Here is a 25,454-nt window from a genome sequence, read left to right as displayed (position 1 = left end):
CCGATAGTGTTGAGGCCGTGCTGCCTCGATCAATACGTGCAGGTGTCATTCGGCACTATCGAGAATGCAGACGGCTTCGCCAGTGCAGTCAAGGCCAACCGCAGCTATCAGGGTGTTGGCCAGCAGAGCGGCCTGTTTTCCGGGAATGGCGGGTACCACGTCGATGCAGGTCACGTAAACCTGGTGGGCGGCGCGATTGCGAGGATGGTTACAATCTGCCCATGATCAGCCCCCGCCTCCTGGCTTCCACACTGTTGGCGCTGGCCCTGGCGGCCTGCACCGCCACCGCGCCCGTGCAGCACAACCCGCTCGCCACCTGGGTGCCGTCACCCAACCAGAACGCGCGCACGCCGGTCATCATCGTCATCCACCACACCGAACAGAAATCGGTGCAGCAGAGCCTGCGTACGCTGCGCACCGCCAACAGCGGTGGGCCGGTCAGCGCGCACTACCTGATCGGTGCCGATGGCCATCGCTACCAGCTGGTCGCCGATGAGCGCCGTGCCTGGCACGCCGGGGCCGGGCGCTGGGGCACCATCACCGATCTCAATTCGGCCTCGATCGGCATCGAGCTCGACAACGATGGCCGCAGCCCGTTCAGTGCGGCCCAGATCGAATCGCTGATCGTGCTGCTGCGCGATCTCACCACGCGCCTGAACATTCCGCCGCGACAGGTGATCGGCCATGCCGACCTGGCGCCGACGCGCAAGCAGGATCCGAGCCGGTTCTTCCCGTGGCAGCAGCTGGCGGAGGCTGGTTTCGGCGTCTGGCCGCGCGCGGCCGACGGGGCTGCGCCGGAAGGCTTCGACGCGTGGAATGCGCTGGCCCGCTTCGGCTATCCGCTGGACAACCGCGACGCCACCGTCGCTGCCTTCCACCGCCGTTTCCGTGGCCGCGACGACCTGCCGAAGACGCTGGATGCCGAAGACGCCCGCATCCTGCACTCGCTGCTGCTGCAGACGCCGTGACCACGCGCATGAACGCTTGACCCCGCGCTGGGTTGCCGCCCAGCGGCCGGCCGGCCACCATGGCGGCATGATCGATTCCGCCACCTTCTTCAAGCGCAAGCACTGGGCCCTGTTGGCAGCGGCCGTGCTCGCCGGCTGCTCCACCACCGCTCCCCGCACCGGATCCGAAGTTCCGACGCCAGCCACGCCGCCCGCGGCAACCTATGCCAAGGCCGCATGGAGTGCACTGCCACCGGTCGCCGACAGCGACCTGCAGGCCGGCTTCGTTGCCTGGCGCAGCAGCTGCACCCGCCTGAAGAACGATGCGGTCTGGGCCAAGCCCTGCGCCACCGCCGCCGCGGTATCGGATAAGGACCCGGCCGCGATCCGCCAGTTCCTGCAGCGCGACCTCGATGTCTATGCGCTGCGTGCCGGCGGTCACCAGGCCGACGGGCTGATTACCGGCTACTACGAGCCGATCTACGCCGGCAGCCTCACCCGCACGGCCGCTGCCACCGTACCGGTTTACGGCACGCCGAATGATCTGATCGTGGTGCAGCTGGACAGCGTCTACCCGGAACTGAAGGGCAAGCGCCTGCGCGGTCGCCTCGACGGCAAGGTGCTCAAGCCCTATGACGACGCCGGCACCATCGCGGCCAAGGGCGCCAAGGCCCCGGTGCTGGCCTGGCTGACCGATCCGATGGACCTGCAGCTGCTGCAGATCCAGGGGTCCGGCCGCGTGCGCCTGGCCGATGGCAAGCAGGTGCGGCTGGCCTACGCGGAACAGAACGGCCACCCGTACCGTGCCATCGGCCGCTGGCTGGTGGACCAGGGCCAGCTGAAGAAGGAAGACGTCACCATGGACGCCATCCGCGCCTGGGCACGGGCCAACCCCGCACGCGTGCCGGAACTGCTGCGCAGCAACCCCAGCTACGTGTTCTTCGTGCGCAACCCGGACAGCCCGGAGGGGCCACGCGGTTCACTGAACGTGCCGCTCACCGCCGGCTACAGCGTGGCGGTGGATCGCACCGTGGTGCCGCTGGGCAGCCTGCTGTGGCTGTCCACCACGCGCCCGGACGGCAGCCCGCTGGTGCGACCGGTGGCCGCGCAGGACACCGGCGGCGCCATCGCCGGTGAAGTGCGCGCCGACCTGTACTGGGGCAGCGGCGATGCCGCCGGCAAGCTGGCCGGCGACATGAAGCAGAAGGGCAACATCTGGATGCTGTGGCCGAAGGGCGTGGCGTTGCCGCAGTAGGTTGGCCCCCGGATGCCTGATAATGGCGCCATTCCGAACTCTCCGGCCGCGCCTGCGGCCAGGACCCCTGCAATGACCTACGCAAAGCACAACGCAAAATCCGGCGCGAAATCGGCCGCAAAGAAGTACTACAAGCACTGGGCCGAATCGGGCCTGGGCAAGGGCAACGTGCTGATGGAAGCACGCGGCGAGAAGATCGTGCGCCAGGTGGAAATCTACGGCACCAAGATGGTCTGGGCCGACGAGCATGCCCACAGCGACGACCGCTTCCTGCTGGCCGACCAGCCGGTGTCGTTCCTGGATTTCGACGAAGACGACGAAATCTCCGCGCGCGAATTCGAAAGCGCCTGGAAGAAGGCCCGGGAAGCCACCGGCTACCCGGTGTAACGCTGCCCGGCTGGGGTCAGAGCCCTTTTGATCCCATCACCAAAGTAGGTGCCCACCGGAACCACAAAGTCTGTGCAGCCTGTTAGGGTTTGGACCATGCTTTGCCCCCCGTTGAGTGGCAAAGATTGTGTCGTGCGAGGCAAACGAGCGTAGCCCGCCGCAGCAGACAATGGTCCAGAACCATTGCGACAATGCGAGGCGGCCTAACAGCACTAGGTACTGGCTTAAGAGGGTCTATGCGTCGGAGTCAGGGTGCATCCGAGACGGGCGGCAGGCACCTGCCCAGAAGACAAACAGAACAGGGGGAGAGGGAATATGCTAGTGGTAGTTAGGCATGCGCAAAGCATGGCTAATGCGGGATTTGCAACCGCCGATCCCGAATCCATTGCCCTTACTGCCGCAGGGGAGGAGCAGGCTCGCGCATTGGCAATGACCTGGTCGGCTGCGCCTGACCGCATCTTTACCTCACCATTCCTCCGGGCTAGACAGACATCACAACCACTCGCCGAACGCTTCAAGATGGTCGTTGCGCCCCTGGGGGTCCACGAGTTCACTTATCTGTCGCCTGAGCGGTGCGTGGGCACCTCGGCAGCAGACCGCAAGAAGTGGGTAGAGGACTACTGGTCCCGTTGCGATCCAAACTATGTGGATGGACCTGGTGCCGAGTCATTTGCCCAGCTAGTTGCCCGCGCTGCGCGAGCGCTGCGCATTCTTAAATCCTATTCCGCGCATGAGCAGGTGGTCGTGTTTAGCCACGGCCAATTGATGCAGGCGATGCGCTGGATTTGCGGGAGCAAGGCTCCCTCAGTGGTGAACGCTGCAGCGATGGGCGCATTTCGAAAGCTGGATTTGGATCAGCCTATAGCCCATTGCCAGAGGGTATCTTTCGAATAGAAGGCGATCGCGGATACTGCCAACCTCCCGGCCCCGCTCCCCGGCCGCAGATCTTTGGCCTGGTCGGATCAGAAGACTACCCGTTACGCGCGAACAGCAAAGGCTGCTGATGAGGGGCGCACTTTTGGTATCGGTAGGAGATGATTGGGCTCACAGGCTCAGGGATGTGAACGCCACGCCTTTCAGCAGCCCGCCTCATCAAGTAGGAGGGCTCGTGGACGTCGTTCCGGATCTGATCCCAGATCACGTCGTCATTCACGTGAATTGGAAAGCTCGTGTCCGGCAGCAGGCGAAGAAGTTGCTTCGTCTGTGTGATCAACTCATGAGCGTATGGGCGCACTCTGGGATCTCTGCATGCTCCAGATAGTGCTCGTATCATGTGGCTTGCCGCATACCACTGGCGATCAGCCAACCGCTGCAAGTGGAACAGCCGATACGTGCACGTCAGCATGAGAAAGCCATAGATGTCACCTCGTTGGTAAAGGCCATCCAGGTCATATGCCATCACAGGCACGCGGTTCTCATCAGTACTGGTCCTATCGCCCGGGAATGAATAGCGGTCTCCGAGTAGTCCGGCGCTGGACGTAAATAGGCGATTCCAGCCAACAACTGTCCTCATATCCCACTCTCGATGGCTGAGGGCTGCAAAGGGCCACTTAACCACCTCCTCAAGCTGGGGATGCTGCAGGGCAAGGTGTTTGCGCCGCCTGGGTGATAGTGACCGCAATCCCTGCCGATATGCACTGAACTCATCGCTGCGCATCATTAACGGACCATCTAGGCTGTGGCGCCGAAGAACATAGCGTGCCCTCAGCTCTTCCTCACCGCCTTCCACCATAGACCATGTATTCCAGACAATCCTGGAGTGCAGCCTGTCCGATGCATCAGAAGCAGGGCGACCTAAACTGGAGCACTGCATCGCTTGGAGTGCTAGGCAAGCTTCGTGTAACTCCCCCATCGGAAACCTCCAAAAAAACTAGACGTTGGAAGGGCAATTTCTCTGGATGAAAAGGCTACGGTAGAGCGCTAGGGTTACCTGGAACTTAGCATCACTGGAGCTTACGTGAGCCTACCAAGTAAAGAGCCGGATGCATTGTCTGTGGCTTGGGTGGCGCAAACCTATGGCGGGCTGGTGCCGGCCAAAGACCTGTCGCGACTGCTCGGGTTCAATAGCCCGGCAGCACTTAGGCGGGCAAGCGCCACAGGTCGTTTGCCAGTGACGCTGTTTCGTCCACAAGGTCGTCGCGGATGGTTCGCTCACGCCGCCGATGTCAGCGCATACCTTCGATCTCAGGCACCTCAATCTCCGAGGGAGGCAGGCAGCCCATGACCTAGCCCAATCTGAACTTCCCTTGCCGGAAGTTGGAAAGAAAAAACCCGTGAGGTAGGACTCACGGGTTCTCAGATCGGCGACTTTGCAGGTCTTGCCGATACTTTCCCCTTCCCTGACTCCCCTGTCAAGCCTGCGCAGGCCTGCCACGGGCACCTATGTCCGACTCGCCTGGTAAGGCTCGCCCAGGCATTCTGGACGGTGGTCCCGTGGGGTGCGCATGAGGAATCGGCATGTCCACAGACGCTCAATCTGATGGCCTATCGTTTGAAGACCGTCACCAGCTTTACACCCGCATAAAGGCAAGTGAGCTCAGTATCCGGCAGATCGAGAGCATGGTTGCCGGCAGCGGAACAAAGACTGTAGGCAAGGCGGCGCTAAGAAACGTTCGCGTTAGGCATAACTCAATCCGGAACGGTGGTGCGCGAACAGTTGAAAGCCATACGTGCGAGCTGGTCTTTGCCTATGAGCTTGAGCTTGACCCCGAGGTGCTGGGCTACTACGTACAAGTACCATGCCGCCGCGTGCAGCGCACCACGGCGTCCGGGCGCAATCACATCAGCACTGCACATGTGGATTTTCTTGTATTTCGCAGGGACCACGTAGAGCTAGTGGAGTGCAAGCCGCTATCGTGGCTGGAGAGCCAACTGGGGCTTCCGGACTCCCTTTGGGTCAAGCAGGACGCGGTATGGACCTATTTGCCCTACGCCCAATGGGCACAGCAGCATGGCCTGGTGTTCAGAGTCTGGGTACCGCCCACTCCAACCGGTGTGTACCTCCAGAACCTTGAAGCGTGCTACGCGGTAGCCGGTGATGCCCTTCAGCAACATGAAACTACCGCAGTATCCAAGGCAGCTCGGATAATCGCCAAGCGCCCCGTACTGCTGGACAGTCTCCTCGCCGAGGTGCCCGGATTCACACCGCGCCTAGCGCTTTGGATGCTGGGAAGATCGGCGGCCTTCGGTCCATTGCAGAGCACTCCCGTGGCTAGGACTGACCGCTTCCATCTGTATGGCACGAAGGAGCAGGCCAAAGAGGCGGACGGGCTACTGTTTGGAGCCATTGTCAAAGGTCAGTCGCAACCAGCTGTGGACGATCCATTGCTGGTCGCAACCGCTACCGACCTCCAGCGGGCACGCCAGCGACTCAGTAGGCTTGCGCTGATTGAGGCCGGAAGTCTGCCCGCAACACGACGGATGGGCGCTCTACAGCGACAGGTTCGAAAGGCTGTTGCCGAAGGAAGATCCGCGCTTTCGGCTTGTCTTACCAAATATGCCTTTAGCGGAAACCGAGCATCGCGCCTGCTTCCGGAACACGAGCAAGCCATAGAGACCGTCATCGCGCTGCACTGGAACACCGGGAGGGTACATAGACCGAAGGACTTGCTCTATGTGTTCGAAGAGGAGTGCCTTCGGTTAGGAGTTGAGCCTTGCGGTAGGGGCCGACTGGATGCCAGACGAAGAAGCGAGAGCCCAACGCGCCATGCCCTATCCACGGGCGGCTTTCGCGCCTACCACGCGACGCGTACACGCACCGATCCTCGCCATCGCTCGCTGCCTCCGATCGGATATGGCCACACACTGCACGTGGATGCGTCGGATCTAGATGTTCGCTGCGCGCCGAACCTGATTCACTGCTTCCCAGCAAGCAAAGCAAAGTTCTACATCGGCATAGATGGAGCAACGGGCTATCCGATGGCTCATGCATTGGTATTTGGCTCAGCAAGAACCGACGCATTGGCATTGCTCATGCGTGAGTACGTCAAAAGACAGGGCTTCCTACCCAAGTTGATCCATCTGGACAGAGGGCCGGAGAACACCTCCCGCTGGCTACAGGACTTCTGCCATGGCGAGATCAGTCTAAGGTTCTCACCAACGGCTGGTAGTGCCTGGAATGGCATTGCCGAGAACGCCATCAAGCAGGTCAACGAACAAGTAGCACAGCGATTCCAAGGAAGCACGCGGCCCGACCAGATGGGACGTAAGGTCGACGGCAAGTTCAAGAGCCGAAACAATGCCAGAACGGACTTTGTCCGCGTACACGAAGAATTCCTGAACTTCGTCTATCACGACCTTCCGATGACGCCGGGCCCGGATGATACAACGCCGATCGAGAGAAGGGCTGACGCGCTTGCAGCCTATGGCGCTCTAGGCACACCGTGCGAATGGAATGACGGATTCCTGATCAGAACTTCGATCAAGGTGGAGATCAAGAAGCGAATCGATCGGCAGCGTGGTGTACGTACCATCGATGGCTGGTTCACCAGCGACGAGCTCCTACAAGAGCTGCGAACTGAGGATGCCAGTGAAGTTCGTAGCGACTGCTGTGACCCAAATGTGATCTACGTGAAGGTTCACGGAAATTGGTTCAAGGCCTTCCACAACAAAGTGCAAAGCGATGCGCTTTTGTCGGATCAGGAGCGATTGTTTCATCTGCTCTGGGCACCCTCGTTGCGCTCACAATCGGCAAAAAGAAAAGAGGAAGTTGCCCGTGCGCGTCATTCACGCCGAGTGCAAGCCCAAGCGGCAAGGCCCGCAACAGAGCACCTTGCCCCGGTTCCAATGACCGGCAGCGATGAGAGGCTAGATATCGAACCAGTGCCACCCGCGATCGCACAGGACATCGTTCCGTTCGATGAACGGGAGGACTACTGATGAAGATGGTTCAGCACCCAGCCTACGAGGGCCCACGCAAGCGATTGCGAATGGCGCTCGACCGTCATAGGCCAGGACATATGGTGTTCATTATTGGGCCATCGGGCGTGGGCAAGACCACGATGAGGCGCTCGGTAATGCAGGAGATGTTTGGCAATCCAGCATGCTGGGATTGTGGGCGGATACCCCTGGTCGAGACATTCGCCACACTTCCTCACGGCGCGTACTTCAGTTCGCGTCAGCTCGCTGTCTCTATTCTGCAAGAGTTGCACGCGCCCACGTTGGCGTGGCTACTGGACGGAAGCTATCTCGGGGAGGATGCAAAACTGCGAATACGACGCGAGCTCGCCGCAGCAACATCGGAGTGGGCGTCCTTAGCGCGAACAAGACAGACAGAAGGCGAGTACTGGGGGATGGTGCAGCGAAGCCTGAGAGCGCGTAGTTGCAAGTACGTATCAATCGATCAGGTCACAGCGCTACTAGTCAACCACAGAGACAAGTCCCCCGCTGACCACACCCTCCATCTGATGGCGATAGCTGAAGCCACAGGCGTGATGTTCGTTATGACTGGGGTGCACAAAGCCACGCAGTTGTGGTCGGTCAACTCCGAGTTGCGACGCCGAGTCACAACTGTTTGGGTGCCTCCATATAGCGATAAGCGTCGGGATGACAAACTGCCGTTCCTTCGTTTGCTCAAGTCATTGGCCACTCGCTACGGGCTATCACAGGATGATCTGCTAATCCGGATGGCCAACGATATCCTTGCCGCTACCGGCGGCGTATTCGCTGAGGTGGTCGAACTACTGGGGCGGGCAGATATTGCTGCGAAGCAGGAGGGATGCAACAGAATTCTCAAGCGACACATCGAGATCTCCTACTACGGAAGTGAGGATCTTAGGAATCTATGGCGGGACATCGACGCCTTTGAGATGAGCATGGTTGCCGGCAGTGTCACTGAGCGATCAGAACATGTGAAGGCGCGCTGGGGATCTCCAACCTGAGGGAAGGAAATGGTGACTACCGACTCAAATCAGTTCCGGTGGGGCGCCGATGCAAGGCGGCGGCGCGACGATCTCGCGCGAAAACTGCACGCCAGGAGGCGGTTCGCGGCTGCATTAATCATTGCGATTGCACTCCTCTCCCACCTGGCAGAGCTAGCGGAATCCACCAGTCACGAGGGCCAAGATATAGGCCCTTCGCAGGAAGGTGTAGAAGCGCTCGACAAAGCGGAGGATTTCTGATGGAACTTCTCCAGCACTCAGCATACAGACGGCCGCGAGATCGACTGAGGGCAGCCCTAGACAATCACAGACCGGGGCATATGGTCTACGTCATCGGTCCGTCCGGTGTAGGGAAGACCACGATGCGTCGGAGCGTTATGCGTGAGATGTTTGGGAATCCAAACCTGTGGGAAAAGGGAAAAGTTCCTGCCATCGAGACGTTTGCGTGCTTGCCAGTTGGAGCATACTTCAGTTCGCGATATCTCGCCCGCGAGTTGTTGCAAGAGCTTAACGCGCCGACTCTGACTTGGGCGCTGGAGGGCAGATCACCTCGGTCAATTCCCCCTTCGGACATTCAAGCCGAAGTGCGCGACAGAGACCTTCAACTTGGACGGTATCAACTCAGGCTCACCGAAGCGGAGTGTTGGTCGTCTGTGAGGCGGTCCATGATTGCGCGTGACTGCAAGTATGTCGCTATCGATCAAATATCAGCGCTTCTGGTGAATCACAAAGACAAGTCACCTGCAGACCATGCATTGCACTTGATGACGTTAGCAGAGTCCGCCGGGTCGATGCTGATAATGAGCGGAATCCACAGGGCAGTTCAACTCTGGTCGATCGGATCCGAGCTTCGCCGAAGTGTGACGTCTATATGGGTTCCGCCATATAGCGTTAGAAGAAAGGAGGACCGGGCTCCATTCTTGCGCCTCCTTATGTCGCTAAGCGAAAGGCACAATTTCTCTAAACAGGACCTATTGATTCGAATGGCGGCGGATCTACTGGTCGCGACGGGAGGTGTCTATGGAGAGGTGGCTCAACTTCTGTCGCGAGCTGCGGATGCGGCCAAGCAGGAAGGAAGCGAGCGGATCCTTAAACGTCACATAGAGGCCTCCTACTATTCAGACAACGATCTTGCCAACCTTTGGCGAGATATCGAGGAATTCGAGGATGCAATGGAAGCTGGAAGCGTCACAGCCAGAGCGAAACAACTCAAGTCTAGTTGGGCCTCCTCTTATGGGGAGGTGTGCCGTGAAGTCTAGCATTCACCGATTTACCTGGTCGTCCTTGCCTCCACTTCAATTGAAGGGTGTGGGAACGTCGCGAGTTGAATCCTTGGAGCACTACGTTCTACGGCAAGCGTGGACAGTCGGCGTGACCATGGCCAATATGATGTCGATAGTCGGTCCAGCTATTGCTGGTGGGCGTAGAGGACAAGTCATGGGCTCGGGCAAGTATTGCGGTCCCAGCCGTGACTTCAGTCACCGTATCAGCACGCTCAAGATGCTGACCGCCCAGGACGACCTGCAGTGCGGCACATTCTGGGTTTTGGAGGACGTACTGGCAACCTACGGAGGAGGCCGAGACACAACGCGCCGCCGCTGGTGCCCAGTGTGCTACCGCGATTGGGACGATGATCTCTCATATGAGCCGCTATCGTGGATCGTCGACATTCAAGCTGAGTGTGACCTGCATAAATGCAAGCTCGAAACCACCTGTTCAAGGTGTGGCGCGGACCAGCCGAGCTCAACAGACTACCAGCGGCGCAGAAGATGCCACAAATGCAAGCAATCGCTTTCCGGTGATGGCGCCGCCGCAGCGATTACTGGCGACGAGGCATGGGGTCAGCAGCAGCTTGCATCCATAATCGAACTTTGCGCGACGCCCTCACAACCCCAGATTCCCTTCGAAAACTATGTTCGATTCGTGAAACTGCTCGTTGACGGCCATCCGATGAGGCGGGCATATCCTAACGCTCTCAAGGCGGAATTCTACCGCGCTACCAAGAACTTGAGCAGGGGTCGGACGACCATTCGTGCCATTGTCAATCTCTGCGCTCTCCAGTCCATCTCAGCACGCGACATCTTGCTAAGCCCGGATGCGGCGGCTTCCGAGCCGCTGTTGGATCTTTGGTTTAGCTATGCAACGTTAAAGCTACCTGTTGGGAGGCATGCGGAGCGGCTCGAGCGATGTGCCAAATGCTTTTCAGATGTTCTGAAAGCATCCGAGAAAGACCACTATGTGCCGCAGATGAAAGTTGTACTTAGACGCTTCAGGCTCAATAGGCAGTTGCTACGAGAGATGCACCTTGACGTCTACGAGGAGTACAAATTGAGATACGAAGAGCAAGGTCCGTACAGTCAAAGAGTTCACTTGAACAGGGCAATGGATCTTGCGCTACAGATGGTTGAAGGAGATGCAGACCAAGCGGGATCCCACCGCAAACTTCAGCAGGCAGCCAAGCAAATCGGCCAGCGATGCAATGTGTCGCTGGATGTGGGATTCTCGGTGATGCTCGGAGCACGAAACGTGCTGAAGGCGCTAAGTGAAAACCGCTTACGAAAACAGCCGTCTGGTGGCCGGCGACGACATAGCGTCGCCTAGCCCTCGCGGCCTCTGTCAATTTTCATTCGTCTCGTGAGCCAGCCCCAACTCGGCGCGAATACGCTTCAAGACCAGATCGCGCAACGGTCTACGGAGCGAACCATCAATGGCTGCGGCATAGATGTCATCATCTCGATCTCCGATGGGCAGGCCCTCCAAGCGTAGCGAAGCCTGAGCTTCAATGATTGCTTGGCGAAGCTGACTTCTACTGGCCATTGCCGCCCCGGAGGTTTAGCTGATTCTAGCGAGAGTTCACATGACGAGGGTTTGCCATGAGGGCTCTAATCCTTCGGATCCGACGCAACTTTGACCTAACGCCGTTGCTTTCGCTGACGCTAGTAGGCTGTACCGCTCGACACCGGCGTCTCTTGGAACCTGGTGAAGTGACCGAGTTGCCTAGGATCGCAGCGGCCCGAAGCTATCCCGGCCGCATTGGCCCTGATCCAGGTCCGCTTCTGGCCAGAAGCGGATACTGCAATCATTGCTGCCTGAGCGCACTCTCCAAAGGCAAGGGGAGCGCCTGCTGTTCGCCCGCTGTCACATCAACTGCGACTAGCTGAAATCTTTGATCGCCAACCTGGCAGGGCATTCCGCGCACCAGCATCCTGTTCGATCTGATGACTAATGATTCTCAGGACTTGCTGCGGTACCGGTGTACGGCTGCCCCGCTATCACTACTTGATCAGGAAGTCATTCAGTGATTTTCCGCTTGCTACCAGCTCGGCTATCCATCGCGGTTGCCGCCCTCGACCGGACCACGTCTGGCCGCGCACTGCAGGATTGCGGTACTTGGGGGCGGTGTTGGGCACTGTCGATTTGGCAGACCTCCGATCACCTCGCTTCTTGGCGGTTTCGGAGGGCACGATCACTGAAGCGCCGTAGAGTTCCTCTATCGTGTATCCATGATCCTTGACGTACTTGTTGATCTTGGCGCGCATCGCTGTGGCCTTAGGGCGTGACAGCACTTTGGACTGCTGCTTCTCCGCCTGAGCAATCAGTGAGCGAAGTTCCTTGGCAGAAAGGCCGCTGATATCAATAGTCATGAATTCTTCCCCGGTGTCGAGGCCCTAGCCTATTCTCAAATGACATTGCGTGTCACTCCACATCCACTATGAGTCGCTCAATCACAGGATCGACTACTAAAAAGTGGATCGTGTTAGCTACTCTCTCACTGCACATGATTTTCACGTGGCGTCGCCAAGAGTTCTTTGAGAACGCCAGTTTGAGGCATTGGATGAATCGACGTTAGACTCAAGTGCTTTCCGTAGCAGATCAGGGAGGCAAGGCGCATAACCGTGAGATCAATTCCCTTCATTGTCGCTGCCGCGTTGGCGGGAACTTCGCTGGCTGCAGATGCTTCTGAGGATAACCTCCATAGAGATCCTTACTTTGATCCAGGAGGCGCCGTCAGGTTCAACTATGGCTGGCTCGACTACGGGCCGACCAGCCGCCTGCAGCTTGAACTGCTGCGCGCAGATCTTGACGCTGGAACCGGACCGTTTTCCTTCTCTGCCCAGTACCGCTGGTACGATGGTTTCGACGCCGTGCATCACGCGTACGCGGGCTGGCAGTTCTCCGATGCTACCCAGCTGAAGGTAGGTATCCAGCAAGTCCCGTTCGGGCTGCTCCCTACCGTTTCGCAGAGTTTCTGGTTCGGCTCCGGCTACTACCTGGGCGTCGAGGATGATTACGATCCGGGCCTTATAGTGATTCACCGCAGCGGCAGCACAACTTGGCATCTTGGCTGGTTCTCCGGAGACGAATACGGGTCCGGGGCTCGCTACGATCGCTACTCCTTTGATGTCGCGCAGACCGAGGCGTTGCCGTATCGCGAGCGGCAACGACTGCATGCACGCGTGGAGAGCGCGCGCGACTGGGGCGGCGGCGAACTGTTGCTGGGCGCATCAGCGTTTGCTGGCAAGGTGCAGAACACTCAGACACGGCGTCACTACGGTCATCAGGGCGCGGCCCTCCATGCACAGTGGCAGCGCGATGGTTGGACCGCGCAGCTGCAGTGGGCGCGGTACCGGTATGACGTGCCCGGAGATCGCATCGCACTGTCGGCGTTCCAATCCCCCTTCCAGGTTGCAGCGCAGGCGGATGTGCCAAGCGCCAACATCGCCTATTCGTTCGGCCAGAAGGGCTGGCTGGATGACATCACCTGCTATAACAACCTCAGCATGACCCGCCCGGTCGGGCACCGCGCGGGGCTTCGTGATTCGTGGCAGAACGTGACCGGTTGCAGCCTGCAGAAAGGCATCATGCTCACCTATGTCGACTGGATCGCTGGCCGCAACATGTGGTTTGCTGGTGGTGATGGTATCGGCATCGACGAAGGAGGGCCTTCCAGCTGGCATTCGCGGCTGAACCTCAATATCGGCTTCTACTTCTGATCGGCCTCGCGCAAGCCGCAGGTTCTTCCACCCAATAACACGGAGGTATCCATGCAGAGCACGGCTCCGCAACATCCCCCCGTTCGCCAGCGGATCCTTCCGCAGGTGTTCATTCCCACGGCAGCCATCGTCATCGCGCTGCTCGCGCTTGCCGCCTTCGCGCCCGAAATGGCCACGCGGTGGTTCACCGCGGCCAAGTCATGGGCCGCCAACGATGCAGGTTGGTTCACCATCCTTGCAGTAGCCGGCTTCCTGGTCTTTGTCGTCGGCGTCGCCATCAGCAGTTACGGCCGCATCAAGCTCGGCCCTGACCACAGTACGCCGGACTACAGCTACGGTTCCTGGTTCGCAATGTTGTTCGCTGCCGGCATGGGCATCGGTCTGATGTTCTTTGGCGTTGCCGAGCCCATCATGCACTACGCCACGCCGCCGGTTGGTTCGCCTGAGTCCGCCGCCGCTGCCCGCCAGGCGATGCGCATCACCTTCTTCCACTGGGGCATCCACGCATGGGCGATCTACGCGGTGGTAGCGCTGTCGCTGGCGTACTTTGCGTACCGACACAATCTCCCGCTGCGTGTCCGCTCCGCGCTGTATCCGCTCATCGGCGACCGTATCCACGGCCCGTTGGGACATGCCGTAGACACGTTTGCCGCGCTGGGTACCATCTTCGGCCTGGCCACCTCGCTGGGACTGGGCGTCATGCAGATCAACGCCGGCCTGAACTACCTGTTCGGCCTGGAGGTCAGTACGCTCGCCCAGGTTGGCTTGATCACCGTCATCACACTGGTGGCCACCGGATCGGTCGTGGCTGGCCTGGACAGCGGCGTACGCAGGTTGTCCGAGCTCAACATGATCCTGGCGGCGGCGCTGCTGGCCTTCGTCCTGGTCTGTGGACCCACCGTGCACCTGATGCAGGCACTGGTGCAGAACACCGGCATGTACGTTTCCCAGCTGTTCTCGATGACTTTCAACCTTTATGCCTACGAACCCACCGGTTGGCTGGGTGGCTGGACGCTGTTCTACTGGGGCTGGTGGATTGCGTGGTCGCCCTTCGTTGGCATGTTCATCGCGCGCATCTCACGTGGACGCACCGTCCGTGAGTTCGTGGTAGGGGTGTTGCTTGTGCCGCTTGGCTTCACATTCCTGTGGATGACCATCTACGGCAACACCGCGTTGCACATGGTGCGGGCAGAGGGCATCCAGCAGTTGGTGCAGGCGGTCTCAACCGACAGCTCGATGGCGCTTTTCGAGTTCCTGGAACACCTGCCCCTGACCATGCTGACCTCTTCGCTTGCTGTCATCCTGGTTGCGCTGTTTTTCGTAACCTCAGCGGACTCCGGCGCCCTGGTAATCGACATGCTCACCTCGAAGGGTGAGGAGGAATCGCCGGTCTGGCAGCGGATCTTCTGGGCGCTGCTGGTCGGCGGCCTGGCAATTGCCCTGTTGGTGGCCGGCGGGCTGGAGTCGTTGCAGGCAGCCACCATTGCCAGCGCGTTGCCATTTACGATCGTCATGATCCTGATGTGCTGGGGACTGCTGAAGGCCATGCATCTCGATGCGACCAAGCGCTCGATCCTGCGGGAGGCACGTATCCTGCCGGGCACCAGCGAGGATTGGCGGGCGCGCCTGCGCCTGCTGGCGCACAACCCGTTGAAGATCGAGGTGACCGGCTTCATCGAGCAGCGCGTCATTCCTGCATTGGAAGAGGTTGCGGCTGAGCTGCGCAAGCAGGATCTTCCGGTCCAGGTCTCCAAGGGGGAGGATGGTCGTGCGTGGCTGCAGGTTGGCCATGGCGAGGAGATGGACTTCTTCTACTCCGTACGGCCCCAGCCCTATGAGCCGCCGACGTTCGCCCTGCAGGATCCCCGTCGACCGGTCAGCGAGGGTACCCGTCATTACCGAGCGGAGGTCTATCTGCGGGAGGGCGGGCAGGACTACGACGTCATGGGGTGGACCAAGGTTCAGCTTATCCACGATGTGCTCGATCAGTACGAGCGCCACCGTCAGTTCCTGGACAAGGTGCGCTCGTAGAATCCGTACACAGATGCCGCCCGGAGGAGCGGCATCTGCCTTGGGCCGGGCGTGACCCTGCGTTGACGTGTCCTCGGCGCCCGACCGTGTTATTGATGGCGCAACTGCCCAGGAAGTTGCCCGTGCTCACCAGATTGAGGCTTGCAGCCAGCAAAGTTACAAAGCGGATGTGGTTCCGCTCGACCCTGTATGGCGCCCTGGGCATCATCACGGCGTTGGCCGGCGCGTTCCTGAAGTTCCTCATTCCCACCGGCCTTGCCGCACGGATCGGCGCCGATTCCGTCGGTAACATTCTTGGCATACTTGCCGCGTCGATGCTGACGGTCACCACCTTCTCGCTGTCCACCATGGTCTCGGCCTACGGGTCCGCGTCGAGCAGCGCCACCCCGCGCGCGGCCCGCCTGCTGATCGAAGACACCCGGGCCCAAGGTGCGCTGGCCACCTTCATTGGTGCCTTCCTGTTCTCGATCGTGGGCCTCATCGCGCTCAGCACCGGCATCTACGGAGACAGCGGCCGGCTTGTGCTGTTCGGGGCAACCATCGCGGTCATCATCGTCATCACAGTGACGTTGCTCAGGGCTATCGAGCAGTTCTCACGCTTTGGCCGCGTTGGCGAAACCATCGATCTGGTGGAGCGGGCGACCAAAGCGGCAATGAAGCGCCGCGCCGAGGAGCCTCGACTCGGCGGAGCCAGTGCGGTCCCGGTAGGGGAGGGGGCGGTACTGCTGGTTGGCGATCAGGTTGCGTACGTTGAACATGTGGACGTCGCCCGGATCGACGGCATTGCACGGGAACATGATCTGCGCGTTCATCTGCTCTGCCAGCCGGGTACGTTCGCGACCCCAGCCCGTCCCTTGATAGCCATCGAAGGGAGCCCGCTTCCGGAAGTGCAGAGTGAAGTGATCTCAGCCATTTCCTTCAGTGACACGCGCTCCATCGAGAATGACCCACGGTTCGGGCTGGTCGTGCTTGCGGAAATTGCCCAGCGAGCCATGTCACCTGCGGTGAACGACCCTGGCACCTGCATCGACGTCATCGGGACCTGTGTCAGGCTGCTCTGTGCATGGGCCAGCCACACCGGGGACGCTGAGACGTGTGATGTGCTCTATCCGCATGTGCACGTGCAGTGCCTCGATGTCCGCGACATGTTCGAGGATGCATTCACACCAATCTCCAGGGATGCGGCCGGCTCGCTGGAGGTCAACATCCGGCTGCAGAAGGCATTCGGGGCGCTAGCACGGTCAGCAGACCCCGCCGTTGTGAACGCGGCAGGAGAGCACGCCCGTACAGCACTGTCCCGAGCTATCCAAGCACTCGAATTCGAACTTGATCGAAGGGCAATTCAAGCCGCGGCGTTGGAGCGATGATCCTGCTGCGAGGTACTCTCAAGCTGGGGACAACCTGTGGCAGCTGGTTGAATTGGGCTTGCTAGCGAGCGTGAGTTGGTACCCGGGCGGTTCAGCCCTTGCTTGCGCGCAACCCTAAGTCCAGGCGCTCAGCGATGCCCTGCGGGCCGATGTCTCCAGCGCGATTGACAAGCACTACGACGGTTCGCCGCAGCGAACGAACGTGTCGGATGTATCCCGTAAAGCCTGCCGTCCCGCCGCCATGCCCCACCACGTCGCCGTCCTCAGCCAACTCCCAGCCAGCGCCCCAGCTGGCTGTGGTACCGTCGGCAAGGCGTGTGCCGCGCCACATCTCACGCAGCAATGTATGGGGCAGCAGATCGCCCCGGTCCAGCGCTACGGCGAAACGTGCCATGTCGTCGATGCTGGCGAGCAGCCCTCCAGCAGCCCAGGCGGAGCCCGGTGCGGTGAGGGGCGGATCGAGCCAATGTCCATCCTGGTAGAGGTGTCCTTGGGCAATGCTGCGGCGGTCGCCGGTGCGACGGGGCCCGGCATCGCGCATGTCCAGCGGCCCCAGGATTTCGTCCTGCAGAAACTGCCAGTAGTCCATGCCCGTCACCCGCTCAATGGCAAGGCCGAGAAGTATGTAGTTCGTATTCGAATAAGCGAATCGTGTTCCTGGGGCGAACTCGAGGGGCGCTTTCCCGACCATTGCCAATAGTTCTCTAGGCGCAGGATCCATCGGCATCAATTCGAGAAAGTTGCGCTCGTTCAGGTAGTTCGGAATGCCGGATGTATGGCTCAGCAGGCGCGACAGTGCAATGGGCTCCCATGCCACTGGTAGTGCATCCAAGTAGCGTCCTATAGGGGCGTCCGTATCAAGCCAGCCCCACTGCCGGAGCCGGAACACCAGCAGGGCAGTGAATACTTTGGTGATAGAGCCGATTTCGAACACGGTATGCCGATCGACCCGCGCGGCGCTGGCATCCCTGCGCAGTCCCGCAGTGCCTGTTTCGGCGACCCGTCCTCGCTCCACGACGACTGCAGCCATTCCCGGCTGGTGCTCAGCCTCAAGCAGGGCCGTCAACGACTGGCGGCTCCCAGACAGTCGCCTGCTTGCTCGGACGCCAGGCACAATCAGCCCAGCACCTGCGGTGAGCAGGGCGGTACAGAGGCGGCGTCGTGTCGGGGCGTTCGGCATCGGCGATGAGTTGTTGGCTCCGTAGGTGGCGATGATATAGGGACAATGACAGCCACGACTATTGACGGACCCTTTCCAACGCGCCGACTTTCCCCGTCTCTACGGATGGCATTCGCTGTGCACGCGATGAGGCGGTCCCACGTCGTCGGGCCGGCTGGGAGCTCAAGATCGGGAGCTTAGCCGCGAGGCCAACCAACCTTGAAAACGCGGATGCAGCTCGACAGTCTCGGATACCGCCACGTCTTCGCGCTTCTGCCGGAATACCGTAACGGCGCCGGAAAGTCCACGCCCAAGCAGTGACAGCTTCAGGCCCCTTCCACGTTGGTGGACGTTTCAGGCTCCGGCGTTGCAAGACCGATGAAGCCGAACGGTGCACGGAAGGCGGTCGAGTAGCCCGCAAACAGGGCGATGCCGGGAGCGAGATCGTACGTTGCCCCGAAGTGGGGAGACACATGGCTGAGGGTCTTGCCGTTGGCCACGCCGATATTGCTGTTCTCGACGGACTTCAGCGACGTCCAGCGCAGGGCGCCGGTACCAGCTTGAGCCGGTCGATCGGGTATATCACCGCCTGCACGTACGCACCGCGCGTATCCAGATCGAAGTCCCAGTCGCGCAGGGTAGCCTGGCGCTGGCGCTGGCGCTGCACGGTGCGGTAGCGCTGGACGATGTTGTCCTGCCATTGGCCATCCACACCAGCATTCACCACCAGCTCGGCCAGCGCGGTGTCCGGCCGCCAGGTGGCATTGAGGATCGGGCCGCGCTGGGTTTCATCGTTGAACTGCTCCTGCTGCGCGCCGCCCTCGGTGAAGGTGACCCAACGTAGGCCTTGGCGGGGGCTGGCATACATCCGGTCAGCTCACCTTCCACAGCATGTATGCGGCAGTAATGAAGATCAGTACTGCAAATACCGTGTTCAGGGCTCCACGATAGCTGGCAAGCTTCGTCGAAGTTGCTGCTCCTGCAGTACCGCCAGCCATTCCGGCAACGACGAAGACTGCCGCGAGCTTCCAGTTGATCAGACCTGCATGCGCGTAGTTCAATGCGGTGGTCATGCCAAATGCGGCGACGGCGACGAGCGAGCTTCCGACGGCGGCGATGATCGGCATTCCCGTCGCGGCCACCAGTGCGGGCACGATGAGGAACCCTCCGCCAATTCCAAAGAAGCCGGAAAGCCCGCCGGCGGTGGCGCCCAGCCCAATCAGTGCGGCCGCGTTGCGTCTGCCGAGCCGAGCGTCCGCGAAGCCAAGCGTGTTGCGCCTGCGAAGCATGGCGATGCCGACAATGATCATGACCACAGCAAACAGCGCCAACAGCCTCTTGCCGTCGAACGCCTTGCCCAAGCTGGAACCCAGGTAGGCGCCCGCGATCCCCGCCAGGGCGAAGACCGAGGCACAGGGCCAACGAACATTCCCTCTACGGGCATGTATCACCAGATTCGACACCGCATTGACCGCCACTGCCAGGGCGCTGGTGCCGATAGCCACATGCGGATCTTCCACTCCGACCACGTAGAGCATCAGTGGTACCGCCAGGATGGATCCGCCCCCGCCAACCACCCCGAGGACGAAGCCGACCAGGACGCCAGACAGGCCGCCCAGCACCCACTGCAGCAGAGATAGCGTTTCCATATGTCAGCCGCCGGACGCCGGTCCTTGCTGCAGCCGTGTTGCGATGGAGGAAAGGTCATAGCCTGCGTCCGAAGCAACAGACAGGACGTCGGCAAACGCCGCTCCATTGTGAACGACTTCCGACAGCGCCCAAAGCATCGCAGCACGGGTGCCGGTTCTGCAGTAGGCGGCAACAGGGCGCGGCAGCGCGTCGATCAACTTGGCAAAGGTCTTCACCTGATCATCGGTAATGACGCCAGGCACCACCGGGAGATAGGCAAACTGCATGCCCGCCTGGTGGCAGGCAGCCTGCAGCGCATGGTGACTGGGCTGCTCCGGCTGTTCGTCGTCGGGCCGGTTGCAGATCACGCTCGCAATGCCCTGCTCCTTCAGGGCTTCAATATTCCCTGGCAGGAGCTGGCCGGACACCTTGAGGCTGGCAGATAGTGGCTTGAGGTTCATGGTTGTCCCGTAGTTGTAGTGGGGCGATGAATGAGGCCATGCAGGAGCACACCAGCGATCATTGCCGTGGCGAAGATGATCGCGAAGGGCTGGCCGGTTCCCAGCAACGCAATGGCTGGGCCGGGGCACACGCCAGCCAGTCCCCAACCCAGGCCGAATATCGCCGCACCAATGACCAGGCGCCGATCGATGATGCGAAGGGTGGGAATGTGCAGCGATGCGGCAAGCAGTGGTGTTCCTCGGGCGCGTATCCACAGGTAGGCTGCGCCGGAAGGAATCAGTGCGCCCAGCATGACCAGGGCCAGGGAGGGGTCCCAGGCGTCGCTCACATCCAGGAAAGCAAGCACGCGGGCTGGGTTGGCCATATCGGATACGACCAGGCCCAATCCGAAGAGTGCGCCGCACAGGAACGCGGCAGGACGGATCATGCCGGGCCTCCGGTCGCAATCTGTACCAGGGTTGCCGTGGCCATGCCCACGAGCATGAACACGCAGGTCGCCACCACCGAACGCGGCGATGCCCGGCCTAGTCCGCAGACACCGTGCCCACTGGTACAGCCAGCGCCAAGGCGAGTTCCGTAACCCACCAGCAGTCCGGCAATCACCAATACCACTGCTCCGTTTGCGGAGAGCGCCGGCAGGGGTATGGGCCTGGCCACCATTGCCAAGCCTGACGCCAGGGCAAGTCCCGCCAGGAACAGGGCAGCACTGCTGCGTCCGCCGTCACCCGGCATGCCCAGTGTCCTGGCAAGCAGACCCGAGATGCCAGCAACGCGCCCGAGAAGGAGTAGATAGGCTCCGGCCGCTGTTCCGATCATGGCACCGCCAGCGAGCGGCCAATACCAGGCCAGATGAGAGAGCGTCATAGCAGGTCCACCGGCAGCTTGAGGTAGCGCACGCCGTTTTCTTCGGGTTCGGGCAGATGGCCGGCGCACATGTTGACCTGCACTGACGGCAGGATCAGCCGTGGCATCGGAAGCGTGGCATCACGAGCCTCCCGCAGTTCCACGAACATGGCTTCACTCACGCCCTCGTGCACATGCATGTTTGTTGTCCTTTCGGCACCGATGGTTGTTTCCCATGCGAAATGGTCCCGGCCGGTGGCTTTGTAGTCATGGCACAGGAATACGCGGGCGGCGTCGGGCAGGGACAGCAGGCGCTGGATCGAGCGATACAACTGGCGCGCCGAGCCACCTGGAAAGTCGCATCGGGCGGTGCCGTAGTCCGGCATGAACAGCGTGTCTCCAGGAAATACGGCGTCGCCGATCACGTACGCCAGACAAGCGGGGGTATGGCCTGGCACGTGCAGCGACATCGCCTGCAGATTACCGATGCGGAAGGAGGCACCGTCGGCGAACAGGCGATCGAACTGGCTGCCATCCCGCTTGAATGCAGTGCCGGCGTTGAAGACCTTGCCGAAGGTTTCCTGGACTGCGGTGATGTGTTCGCCAATAGCCAGCGCGCCTCCCACCTGCTCCTGCAGCCATGGAGCCGCGGACAGGTGGTCGGCATGCGCGTGGGTTTCCAGCAACCATTGAACCTGCAGGCGCTCGGCACGTACGTAGTCCACCAACGCCGATGCGGAGGACGTGGACGTGCGGCCTGCGGCCATGTCGAAGTCCAGGACACTGTCGATGATGGCGCACGCTGAAGACGTTGGATCGCGTACGACGTGGCTGGCAGTGAACGTAGCAGGATCGAAGAACGTCTTCACGGAAGGCGAGGGAAGCAGGCCGGCACGCGCATCGCTGACTAGGCGCACAGCCTGCTCCAGGGGGGCGTCTGTCTCTACGGATGGGATCATGACTGGCTCCAGGAGGCTTCGTGGCCTGAGAATTACATAGTTACGTAATATGTGCAACTATTGAAACATGCTAGATTGAACGGGTTACCCATGGTGTTCGCATCACCTCAGCCGCCCAAGTTGCCATTGCCTGTGACCAGCCCCCCATTCAGCCCGTCTGACCTAGCCACGATGAAGGAGCGCGTGCCCGAAGTGGCCGAGTTGCTGCGCTTCATGGCCACCCCCTCGCGCCTGTTGCTGCTATGCCAGCTCGCGCAAGGTGAAATGACGGTGGGCGGACTTGAGGACGCAACTGGCATTCGACAGCCGGCGCTCTCCCAGCAACTGGCCGAACTCCGCCAACGAAAGCTTGTAGCGACCCGGCGGGAATCGCGGTCGATCATCTACCGCATGGCAGACCCGCGCGTTGCAGCACTGCTGGGCGCGATGCATGGGATTTTCTGTGCGGACGATGCATCAACTTGAAGTGGCCTAAGGCGTCCTAGAAGGGACGAGCTAGACTCACTGACCTAGGGGAATTTAGGCCATTGGCGTAGTCTGCCCCAAAACCAATTGACCGCAGCAGGCTCGAGGTCTGCTGCGGCCTAGGGATGTTTATCAGGGATGGGGTGGATGTCTGCTTATGGCCGAAAGCAGACACCCCGAGAGGGGGCTGCGCACTGCATCCTGTGCGATTTATTGCACAGCTTTATGTGCGCCAAAGCTTCTTGCTTTGTTGGGACACCTGCTTATCTTCCTCTCTTGCGCGAGGAGCCACTCATGTACTATTCAGTCGCCAAGCGACTTGCCAACCTAAAAGATTAGAACATGACCGTTGCTAAGGACACGATGTCGCGCATGCAGAGCTTGATCGTGGGCGCGGAATTGATCCACACGAATGCTATCGCTCTGTACTCGGAGGCACAGACTCTTGGGAAAAGCGGTGCCTTCGCCCGCGCCGCTACACTCCACCAAATTTCGATGGAGGAGTGTTCTAAAGTGGACATTTTAGGTGGCGCGGTTGTATCGATCCTCACAGGGAACGACTTCAATGAGGCTCAGCTCACGAGGAGCTTTCGCGACCACAAAGTAAAGAACCACGCAAACGCGTACAACGCAGAGCCAACGGACGAAGAACGATCTGCACGCGAGTGTCGCGACTGGGATGCCGCCCGCGCGGAATTCAAAAAGTTCCAGGACAAATTTCACAAGGAAATGAACGAAATAAAAAACACAGGGTTGTACGTAGACTATAAGGACGGCTCTTTCAGCGCTCCAATTAATACTATTAACGAGGAAATTGCCTCTGCATGCATGTACTTAAATGCGGACTTCCTCCGCCGAGGGGAGGGTTTTATTCGCTTACTAAAGCGAATCGAGGCGGATCCAGGGCGATTCGCGATGGTGGCAAGAGCTTTCTTAGACAATACTGAGGCAATGGACTTTAAGGGCCAGTTGAACGATGAGGCCATCATCGAGACCATTGTTGAACAGATGCGCCTGCAGCTTGAAAAACACCCCGAAACTGGGAGCTAGTTCTTAATAGGATGAGTGGCTTCTTTCATCGAGAGGCATGTGCGAAATCGCAACTCACTTCTAGAAGAAGATCATTAGTCTCGCGACGGCATTGCCCGAAACGCATCATCGGCGTCTGCACCTTCGTACTTCCCAAAGCGGATCAAGGCTTCACGCAGCACGTGCCCAGTCAACTGAGAAGCGACACGCCGATCGTCTGCAAATGACTTGAGACGGTCAACATGGTTGCCATGCAGCACTTGAGAGCGTCCATATTCGTAAATGCGCTTGATGAGACCCTCCATAGTCATGCTGAGCGCCCCGGACGTAACGACACTGCCTCGTTCGGCATTGATGAAATTGCATGCCATTTGAATAATGCCTTCCTTCTTACCGACGTACGAGAGGACATCGAGAGCCGTACCGATCTTCGCCAGCGCTACCGCATCGTCAGGCTCTCTGCATCCCTCGGCAAACCAGTTGAGTGCCGTCGCCCATCGTGCAGACAACTTTGGATGCGTTGCAGTGCGTTCGCTCAACAGGCCGTCCACTACCTTTTCAATAGCCCTCCGATGGCTGTTGACCTCCTCTGTCACGAACGAATTTTGGCGTGGTCCCATTTTATGGCGCAGATTCATCTTGCCTGAGATTTCCAGATATCCGTCAACCTCAAACAGCGTACGACTGTCCAATGGACTCAAACGTTCATCGTAAAGACTCTGGCGCTGGAACACCTCGATACTCTGATGCAACAGAGAAACGGCGTCGAGACAGGTCTTGCTGACGATCCTGGCCAACTTGCGGGAGTACTCCATCTCAAAGCCGACCACGGGGACGACGATCACTGCGTCACAGGTGCCGAGCGCCTCCTCGATTTCATGCAATAAATTTGTTGTGCGACTTGCGCTCGGTCGAGGCGCACTACCAAGGAGAGCGTCCTTCCAAGTCGGATCGAGGACTTCATCGTCAATGCCGGAGTATATCTCCACCAACTTCAGCCAGCCTCGAATATCGGTGATGATAAGTGGGCCAAGTGAGAAATACTTATTCGCTACGAAACCCGTCGTCCATGCTGGAAAATAGTGCGTAACGCGTCCTGCTGCAGTTTCGATGCTCGTGTCTAAAATATTCTTCAGTACTCGCTTGCTTGCGCGCAATAACTGCTCGTCGTCGCGACTCAAAAGACCATCAGCGAACGCATTTGCAGTCACGCGCCGCAATTGTTTGGTGAATTCTGGAAGTTCAATTCGTGTGGCCGACGGACTTCTACTTTTATGGAGCAACCTCGCCAACCTGTGCAGGCTTGCGAGCGCTGATCGAGTGAAGTGACACTGCTGACCATTGGTTGTTGTTACAAAGCTCGGGAAGTCGAACTCCTCGCTCCAATCGAAATCGACGCTTCCGCCGTTCGCTCTCTCAAGTTCGGCTAGCAATAGCGCCAGCTCTTCATCAACGGACAATGTACTCATTCGGGAAGCCGCGCACGGTACGGCGCGATCTTAACGAAGCCATCTTGATTCAATCCAACAATCTTGGAAGTCAGCGCGTACTGGTTCAAATAGATCTTAACAGGACGGTCGGTCTCAGCCTTCGCCCATTCGCGGGCGAAACCGTGGGCAACCGCATCCTTTTCCCCATCCGAACGAAATTCAAGGTGGGCATGCCGGTAGTGCAAGCCTAGGACTTCAGCGTCATCGCCCCCCCCGCACGCCAAGATCAGCTCGCGCTCGGCTCCCGTAGTGAGTGATTTGAAGTCTTCCAATGCGAGAGGTGGCAGTTCGTCAAACCACTTGACGCGACGTTGCTCGCGGCTGAGAAGCACCCTATCCGCAACTGCATCCATCACCTGTCGCAACGCGGCGATATCCCTGCCCTGCTGACTTGCCTGATCGCGCAGTTCTCGGATGACCCGCTCCCTGGACGCCACGACATAGAACAGCACCACACTAAGGAGTATAAGAACCAAGATTTCGACTAAGCCAGCCATAGCCCTCCCCTCCATAGACGTGACAAGTCTAGCGGCTTAACCGGCCAACACCACACCACAC

The 25,454-nt window shown here is 59.8% G+C and carries 25 protein-coding genes; 14 read left to right on the top strand and 11 right to left on the bottom strand.

What is annotated here, in order from left to right; translation table 11 throughout:
* The first annotated feature begins 36 nt into the window (after positions 1 to 36).
* From BKE09_RS23620 to BKE09_RS23265, 9 genes are all read left to right on the top strand, one after another.
* On the top strand, positions 37 to 225 hold the full coding sequence (locus BKE09_RS23620; protein WP_206120589.1) for a hypothetical protein: 189 nt from the start codon (positions 37 to 39) through the stop codon (positions 223 to 225).
* Positions 222 to 968 carry an N-acetylmuramoyl-L-alanine amidase gene (locus BKE09_RS10575; protein WP_075675706.1) on the top strand — a complete coding sequence of 249 codons (747 nt, stop codon included), beginning with the start codon at positions 222 to 224 and terminating at the stop codon, positions 966 to 968. Before BKE09_RS23620 ends, BKE09_RS10575 begins: the two co-directional genes overlap by 4 nt.
* A gap of 67 nt (positions 969 to 1,035) precedes the next feature.
* A complete protein-coding gene (locus BKE09_RS10570) occupies positions 1,036 to 2,202 on the top strand; it encodes an MltA domain-containing protein (protein ID WP_075676693.1) in 1,167 nt (388 codons plus the stop codon).
* Positions 2,203 to 2,274: 72 nt separating this feature from the next.
* On the top strand, positions 2,275 to 2,589 hold the full coding sequence (locus tag BKE09_RS10565) for a hypothetical protein (RefSeq protein WP_049435403.1): 315 nt from the start codon (positions 2,275 to 2,277) through the stop codon (positions 2,587 to 2,589).
* 315 nt (positions 2,590 to 2,904) lie between these two features.
* On the top strand, positions 2,905 to 3,483 hold the full coding sequence (locus BKE09_RS10560; RefSeq protein ID WP_075675705.1) for a histidine phosphatase family protein: 579 nt from the start codon (positions 2,905 to 2,907) through the stop codon (positions 3,481 to 3,483).
* 1,563 nt (positions 3,484 to 5,046) lie between these two features.
* Positions 5,047 to 7,467 carry a DDE-type integrase/transposase/recombinase gene (locus tag BKE09_RS10550; RefSeq protein ID WP_075675703.1) on the top strand — a complete coding sequence of 807 codons (2,421 nt, stop codon included), beginning with the start codon at positions 5,047 to 5,049 and terminating at the stop codon, positions 7,465 to 7,467.
* Positions 7,467 to 8,468, top strand: a complete 1,002-nt coding sequence (locus BKE09_RS10545; protein WP_049441968.1) for an AAA family ATPase — start codon at positions 7,467 to 7,469, stop codon at positions 8,466 to 8,468. The genes BKE09_RS10550 and BKE09_RS10545 overlap by 1 nt, the downstream gene beginning before the upstream one ends.
* Before the next feature lie 239 nt (positions 8,469 to 8,707).
* Positions 8,708 to 9,727, top strand: a complete 1,020-nt coding sequence (locus tag BKE09_RS10535; RefSeq protein WP_075675702.1) for an ATP-binding protein — start codon at positions 8,708 to 8,710, stop codon at positions 9,725 to 9,727.
* A gap of 112 nt (positions 9,728 to 9,839) precedes the next feature.
* The gene (locus tag BKE09_RS23265; protein WP_139319639.1) at positions 9,840 to 11,069 is read left to right on the top strand and encodes a hypothetical protein; all 1,230 of its coding nucleotides are present in this window, start codon (positions 9,840 to 9,842) and stop codon (positions 11,067 to 11,069) included.
* A gap of 674 nt (positions 11,070 to 11,743) precedes the next feature.
* On the opposite strand, the gene BKE09_RS10530 is transcribed toward BKE09_RS23265, so the two are convergent.
* Positions 11,744 to 12,112, bottom strand: a complete 369-nt coding sequence (locus BKE09_RS10530) for an H-NS histone family protein (protein ID WP_075675701.1) — start codon at positions 12,110 to 12,112, stop codon at positions 11,744 to 11,746.
* Between the two features lie 252 nt (positions 12,113 to 12,364).
* On the opposite strand from BKE09_RS10530, the gene BKE09_RS10525 reads away from it, so the two are divergent.
* The 3 genes from BKE09_RS10525 (at position 12,365) to BKE09_RS10515 (ending at position 16,860) form a co-directional block, all read left to right on the top strand.
* Positions 12,365 to 13,462: a hypothetical protein gene (locus tag BKE09_RS10525; RefSeq protein WP_075675700.1), complete on the top strand. Its 1,098-nt coding sequence runs from the start codon at positions 12,365 to 12,367 to the stop codon at positions 13,460 to 13,462.
* Between the two features lie 51 nt (positions 13,463 to 13,513).
* A complete protein-coding gene (gene betT / locus BKE09_RS10520; RefSeq protein ID WP_049468424.1) occupies positions 13,514 to 15,493 on the top strand; it encodes a choline BCCT transporter BetT in 1,980 nt (659 codons plus the stop codon).
* 95 nt (positions 15,494 to 15,588) lie between these two features.
* Positions 15,589 to 16,860 (top strand): DUF2254 domain-containing protein, encoded by a 1,272-nt coding sequence (locus BKE09_RS10515; protein ID WP_153856698.1) that lies wholly within the window; start codon positions 15,589 to 15,591, stop codon positions 16,858 to 16,860.
* A 91-nt stretch (positions 16,861 to 16,951) separates the two neighbouring features.
* Here the strand turns inward: BKE09_RS10515 and BKE09_RS10510 are convergent, their stop codons facing one another.
* The 8 genes from BKE09_RS10510 to BKE09_RS10475 form a co-directional block, all read right to left on the bottom strand.
* Positions 16,952 to 17,926, bottom strand: coding sequence for a serine hydrolase domain-containing protein (locus BKE09_RS10510; RefSeq protein WP_240502897.1), 975 nt, complete (start codon positions 17,924 to 17,926; stop codon positions 16,952 to 16,954).
* Between the two features lie 419 nt (positions 17,927 to 18,345).
* Complete coding sequence (locus BKE09_RS23730) at positions 18,346 to 18,519, bottom strand: TonB-dependent receptor (protein WP_232463067.1); 174 nt, start codon at positions 18,517 to 18,519, stop codon at positions 18,346 to 18,348.
* Between the two features lie 26 nt (positions 18,520 to 18,545).
* Positions 18,546 to 18,887, bottom strand: coding sequence for a hypothetical protein (locus BKE09_RS23725; protein WP_228756463.1), 342 nt, complete (start codon positions 18,885 to 18,887; stop codon positions 18,546 to 18,548).
* 4 nt (positions 18,888 to 18,891) lie between these two features.
* A complete protein-coding gene (locus BKE09_RS10495) occupies positions 18,892 to 19,653 on the bottom strand; it encodes a sulfite exporter TauE/SafE family protein (protein WP_083663114.1) in 762 nt (253 codons plus the stop codon).
* 18 nt (positions 19,654 to 19,671) lie between these two features.
* Positions 19,672 to 20,109 carry a TIGR01244 family sulfur transferase gene (locus tag BKE09_RS10490; RefSeq protein WP_075675697.1) on the bottom strand — a complete coding sequence of 146 codons (438 nt, stop codon included), beginning with the start codon at positions 20,107 to 20,109 and terminating at the stop codon, positions 19,672 to 19,674.
* Positions 20,106 to 20,537: a YeeE/YedE family protein gene (locus BKE09_RS10485; RefSeq protein ID WP_075675696.1), complete on the bottom strand. Its 432-nt coding sequence runs from the start codon at positions 20,535 to 20,537 to the stop codon at positions 20,106 to 20,108. Before BKE09_RS10485 ends, BKE09_RS10490 begins: the two co-directional genes overlap by 4 nt.
* On the bottom strand, positions 20,534 to 20,974 hold the full coding sequence (locus BKE09_RS10480; protein WP_005420838.1) for a hypothetical protein: 441 nt from the start codon (positions 20,972 to 20,974) through the stop codon (positions 20,534 to 20,536). Before BKE09_RS10480 ends, BKE09_RS10485 begins: the two co-directional genes overlap by 4 nt.
* The gene (locus BKE09_RS10475; protein WP_232463132.1) at positions 20,971 to 21,912 is read right to left on the bottom strand and encodes an MBL fold metallo-hydrolase; all 942 of its coding nucleotides are present in this window, start codon (positions 21,910 to 21,912) and stop codon (positions 20,971 to 20,973) included. The genes BKE09_RS10480 and BKE09_RS10475 overlap by 4 nt, the downstream gene beginning before the upstream one ends.
* Positions 21,913 to 22,083: 171 nt before the next feature.
* Here BKE09_RS10475 and BKE09_RS10470 point away from each other — a divergent pair, with 171 nt between their 5' ends.
* Both BKE09_RS10470 and BKE09_RS10465 read left to right on the top strand, forming a co-directional pair.
* On the top strand, positions 22,084 to 22,377 hold the full coding sequence (locus tag BKE09_RS10470; RefSeq protein ID WP_049441866.1) for a metalloregulator ArsR/SmtB family transcription factor: 294 nt from the start codon (positions 22,084 to 22,086) through the stop codon (positions 22,375 to 22,377).
* A gap of 342 nt (positions 22,378 to 22,719) precedes the next feature.
* Positions 22,720 to 23,427: an AbiV family abortive infection protein gene (locus BKE09_RS10465; RefSeq protein ID WP_075675695.1), complete on the top strand. Its 708-nt coding sequence runs from the start codon at positions 22,720 to 22,722 to the stop codon at positions 23,425 to 23,427.
* Positions 23,428 to 23,501: 74 nt separating this feature from the next.
* Here BKE09_RS10465 and BKE09_RS23255 read toward each other — a convergent pair whose 3' ends face one another.
* On the bottom strand, positions 23,502 to 24,875 hold the full coding sequence (locus BKE09_RS23255; RefSeq protein ID WP_139319637.1) for a hypothetical protein: 1,374 nt from the start codon (positions 24,873 to 24,875) through the stop codon (positions 23,502 to 23,504).
* Complete coding sequence (locus tag BKE09_RS10455; RefSeq protein WP_075675693.1) at positions 24,872 to 25,393, bottom strand: hypothetical protein; 522 nt, start codon at positions 25,391 to 25,393, stop codon at positions 24,872 to 24,874. Before BKE09_RS10455 ends, BKE09_RS23255 begins: the two co-directional genes overlap by 4 nt.
* Positions 25,394 to 25,454 lie beyond the last annotated feature (61 nt).

This window comes from Stenotrophomonas sp. TD3, from assembly GCF_001939825.1.
Taxonomy (GTDB): Bacteria; Pseudomonadota; Gammaproteobacteria; order Xanthomonadales; family Xanthomonadaceae; genus Stenotrophomonas.
The sequence above is the reverse complement of the archived record's forward strand: the minus strand, read 5'-3'. Positions and strand labels throughout refer to the sequence as shown.

What these genes read in the sequence shown, in the direction of transcription:
- BKE09_RS10575 (WP_075675706.1), top strand. Translation starts at nt 222, where the DNA reads ATGATCAGCCCCCGCCTCCTGGCTTCCACACTGTTGGCGCTGGCCCTG.
- BKE09_RS10570 (WP_075676693.1), top strand. Translation starts at nt 1,036, where the DNA reads ATGATCGATTCCGCCACCTTCTTCAAGCGCAAGCACTGGGCCCTGTTG.
- BKE09_RS10565 (WP_049435403.1), top strand. Translation starts at nt 2,275, where the DNA reads ATGACCTACGCAAAGCACAACGCAAAATCCGGCGCGAAATCGGCCGCA.
- BKE09_RS10560 (WP_075675705.1), top strand. Translation starts at nt 2,905, where the DNA reads ATGCTAGTGGTAGTTAGGCATGCGCAAAGCATGGCTAATGCGGGATTT.
- BKE09_RS10550 (WP_075675703.1), top strand. Translation starts at nt 5,047, where the DNA reads ATGTCCACAGACGCTCAATCTGATGGCCTATCGTTTGAAGACCGTCAC.
- BKE09_RS10545 (WP_049441968.1), top strand. Translation starts at nt 7,467, where the DNA reads ATGAAGATGGTTCAGCACCCAGCCTACGAGGGCCCACGCAAGCGATTG.
- BKE09_RS10535 (WP_075675702.1), top strand. Translation starts at nt 8,708, where the DNA reads ATGGAACTTCTCCAGCACTCAGCATACAGACGGCCGCGAGATCGACTG.
- BKE09_RS10530 (WP_075675701.1), bottom strand. Translation starts at nt 12,112, where the DNA reads ATGACTATTGATATCAGCGGCCTTTCTGCCAAGGAACTTCGCTCACTG.
- betT (WP_049468424.1), top strand. Translation starts at nt 13,514, where the DNA reads ATGCAGAGCACGGCTCCGCAACATCCCCCCGTTCGCCAGCGGATCCTT.
- BKE09_RS10515 (WP_153856698.1), top strand. Translation starts at nt 15,589, where the DNA reads ATGGCGCAACTGCCCAGGAAGTTGCCCGTGCTCACCAGATTGAGGCTT.
- BKE09_RS23725 (WP_228756463.1), bottom strand. Translation starts at nt 18,887, where the DNA reads ATGTATGCCAGCCCCCGCCAAGGCCTACGTTGGGTCACCTTCACCGAG.
- BKE09_RS10490 (WP_075675697.1), bottom strand. Translation starts at nt 20,109, where the DNA reads ATGAACCTCAAGCCACTATCTGCCAGCCTCAAGGTGTCCGGCCAGCTC.
- BKE09_RS10485 (WP_075675696.1), bottom strand. Translation starts at nt 20,537, where the DNA reads ATGATCCGTCCTGCCGCGTTCCTGTGCGGCGCACTCTTCGGATTGGGC.
- BKE09_RS10480 (WP_005420838.1), bottom strand. Translation starts at nt 20,974, where the DNA reads ATGACGCTCTCTCATCTGGCCTGGTATTGGCCGCTCGCTGGCGGTGCC.
- BKE09_RS10475 (WP_232463132.1), bottom strand. Translation starts at nt 21,912, where the DNA reads ATGATCCCATCCGTAGAGACAGACGCCCCCCTGGAGCAGGCTGTGCGC.
- BKE09_RS10470 (WP_049441866.1), top strand. Translation starts at nt 22,084, where the DNA reads ATGAAGGAGCGCGTGCCCGAAGTGGCCGAGTTGCTGCGCTTCATGGCC.
- BKE09_RS10465 (WP_075675695.1), top strand. Translation starts at nt 22,720, where the DNA reads ATGACCGTTGCTAAGGACACGATGTCGCGCATGCAGAGCTTGATCGTG.
- BKE09_RS23255 (WP_139319637.1), bottom strand. Translation starts at nt 24,875, where the DNA reads ATGAGTACATTGTCCGTTGATGAAGAGCTGGCGCTATTGCTAGCCGAA.
- BKE09_RS10455 (WP_075675693.1), bottom strand. Translation starts at nt 25,393, where the DNA reads ATGGCTGGCTTAGTCGAAATCTTGGTTCTTATACTCCTTAGTGTGGTG.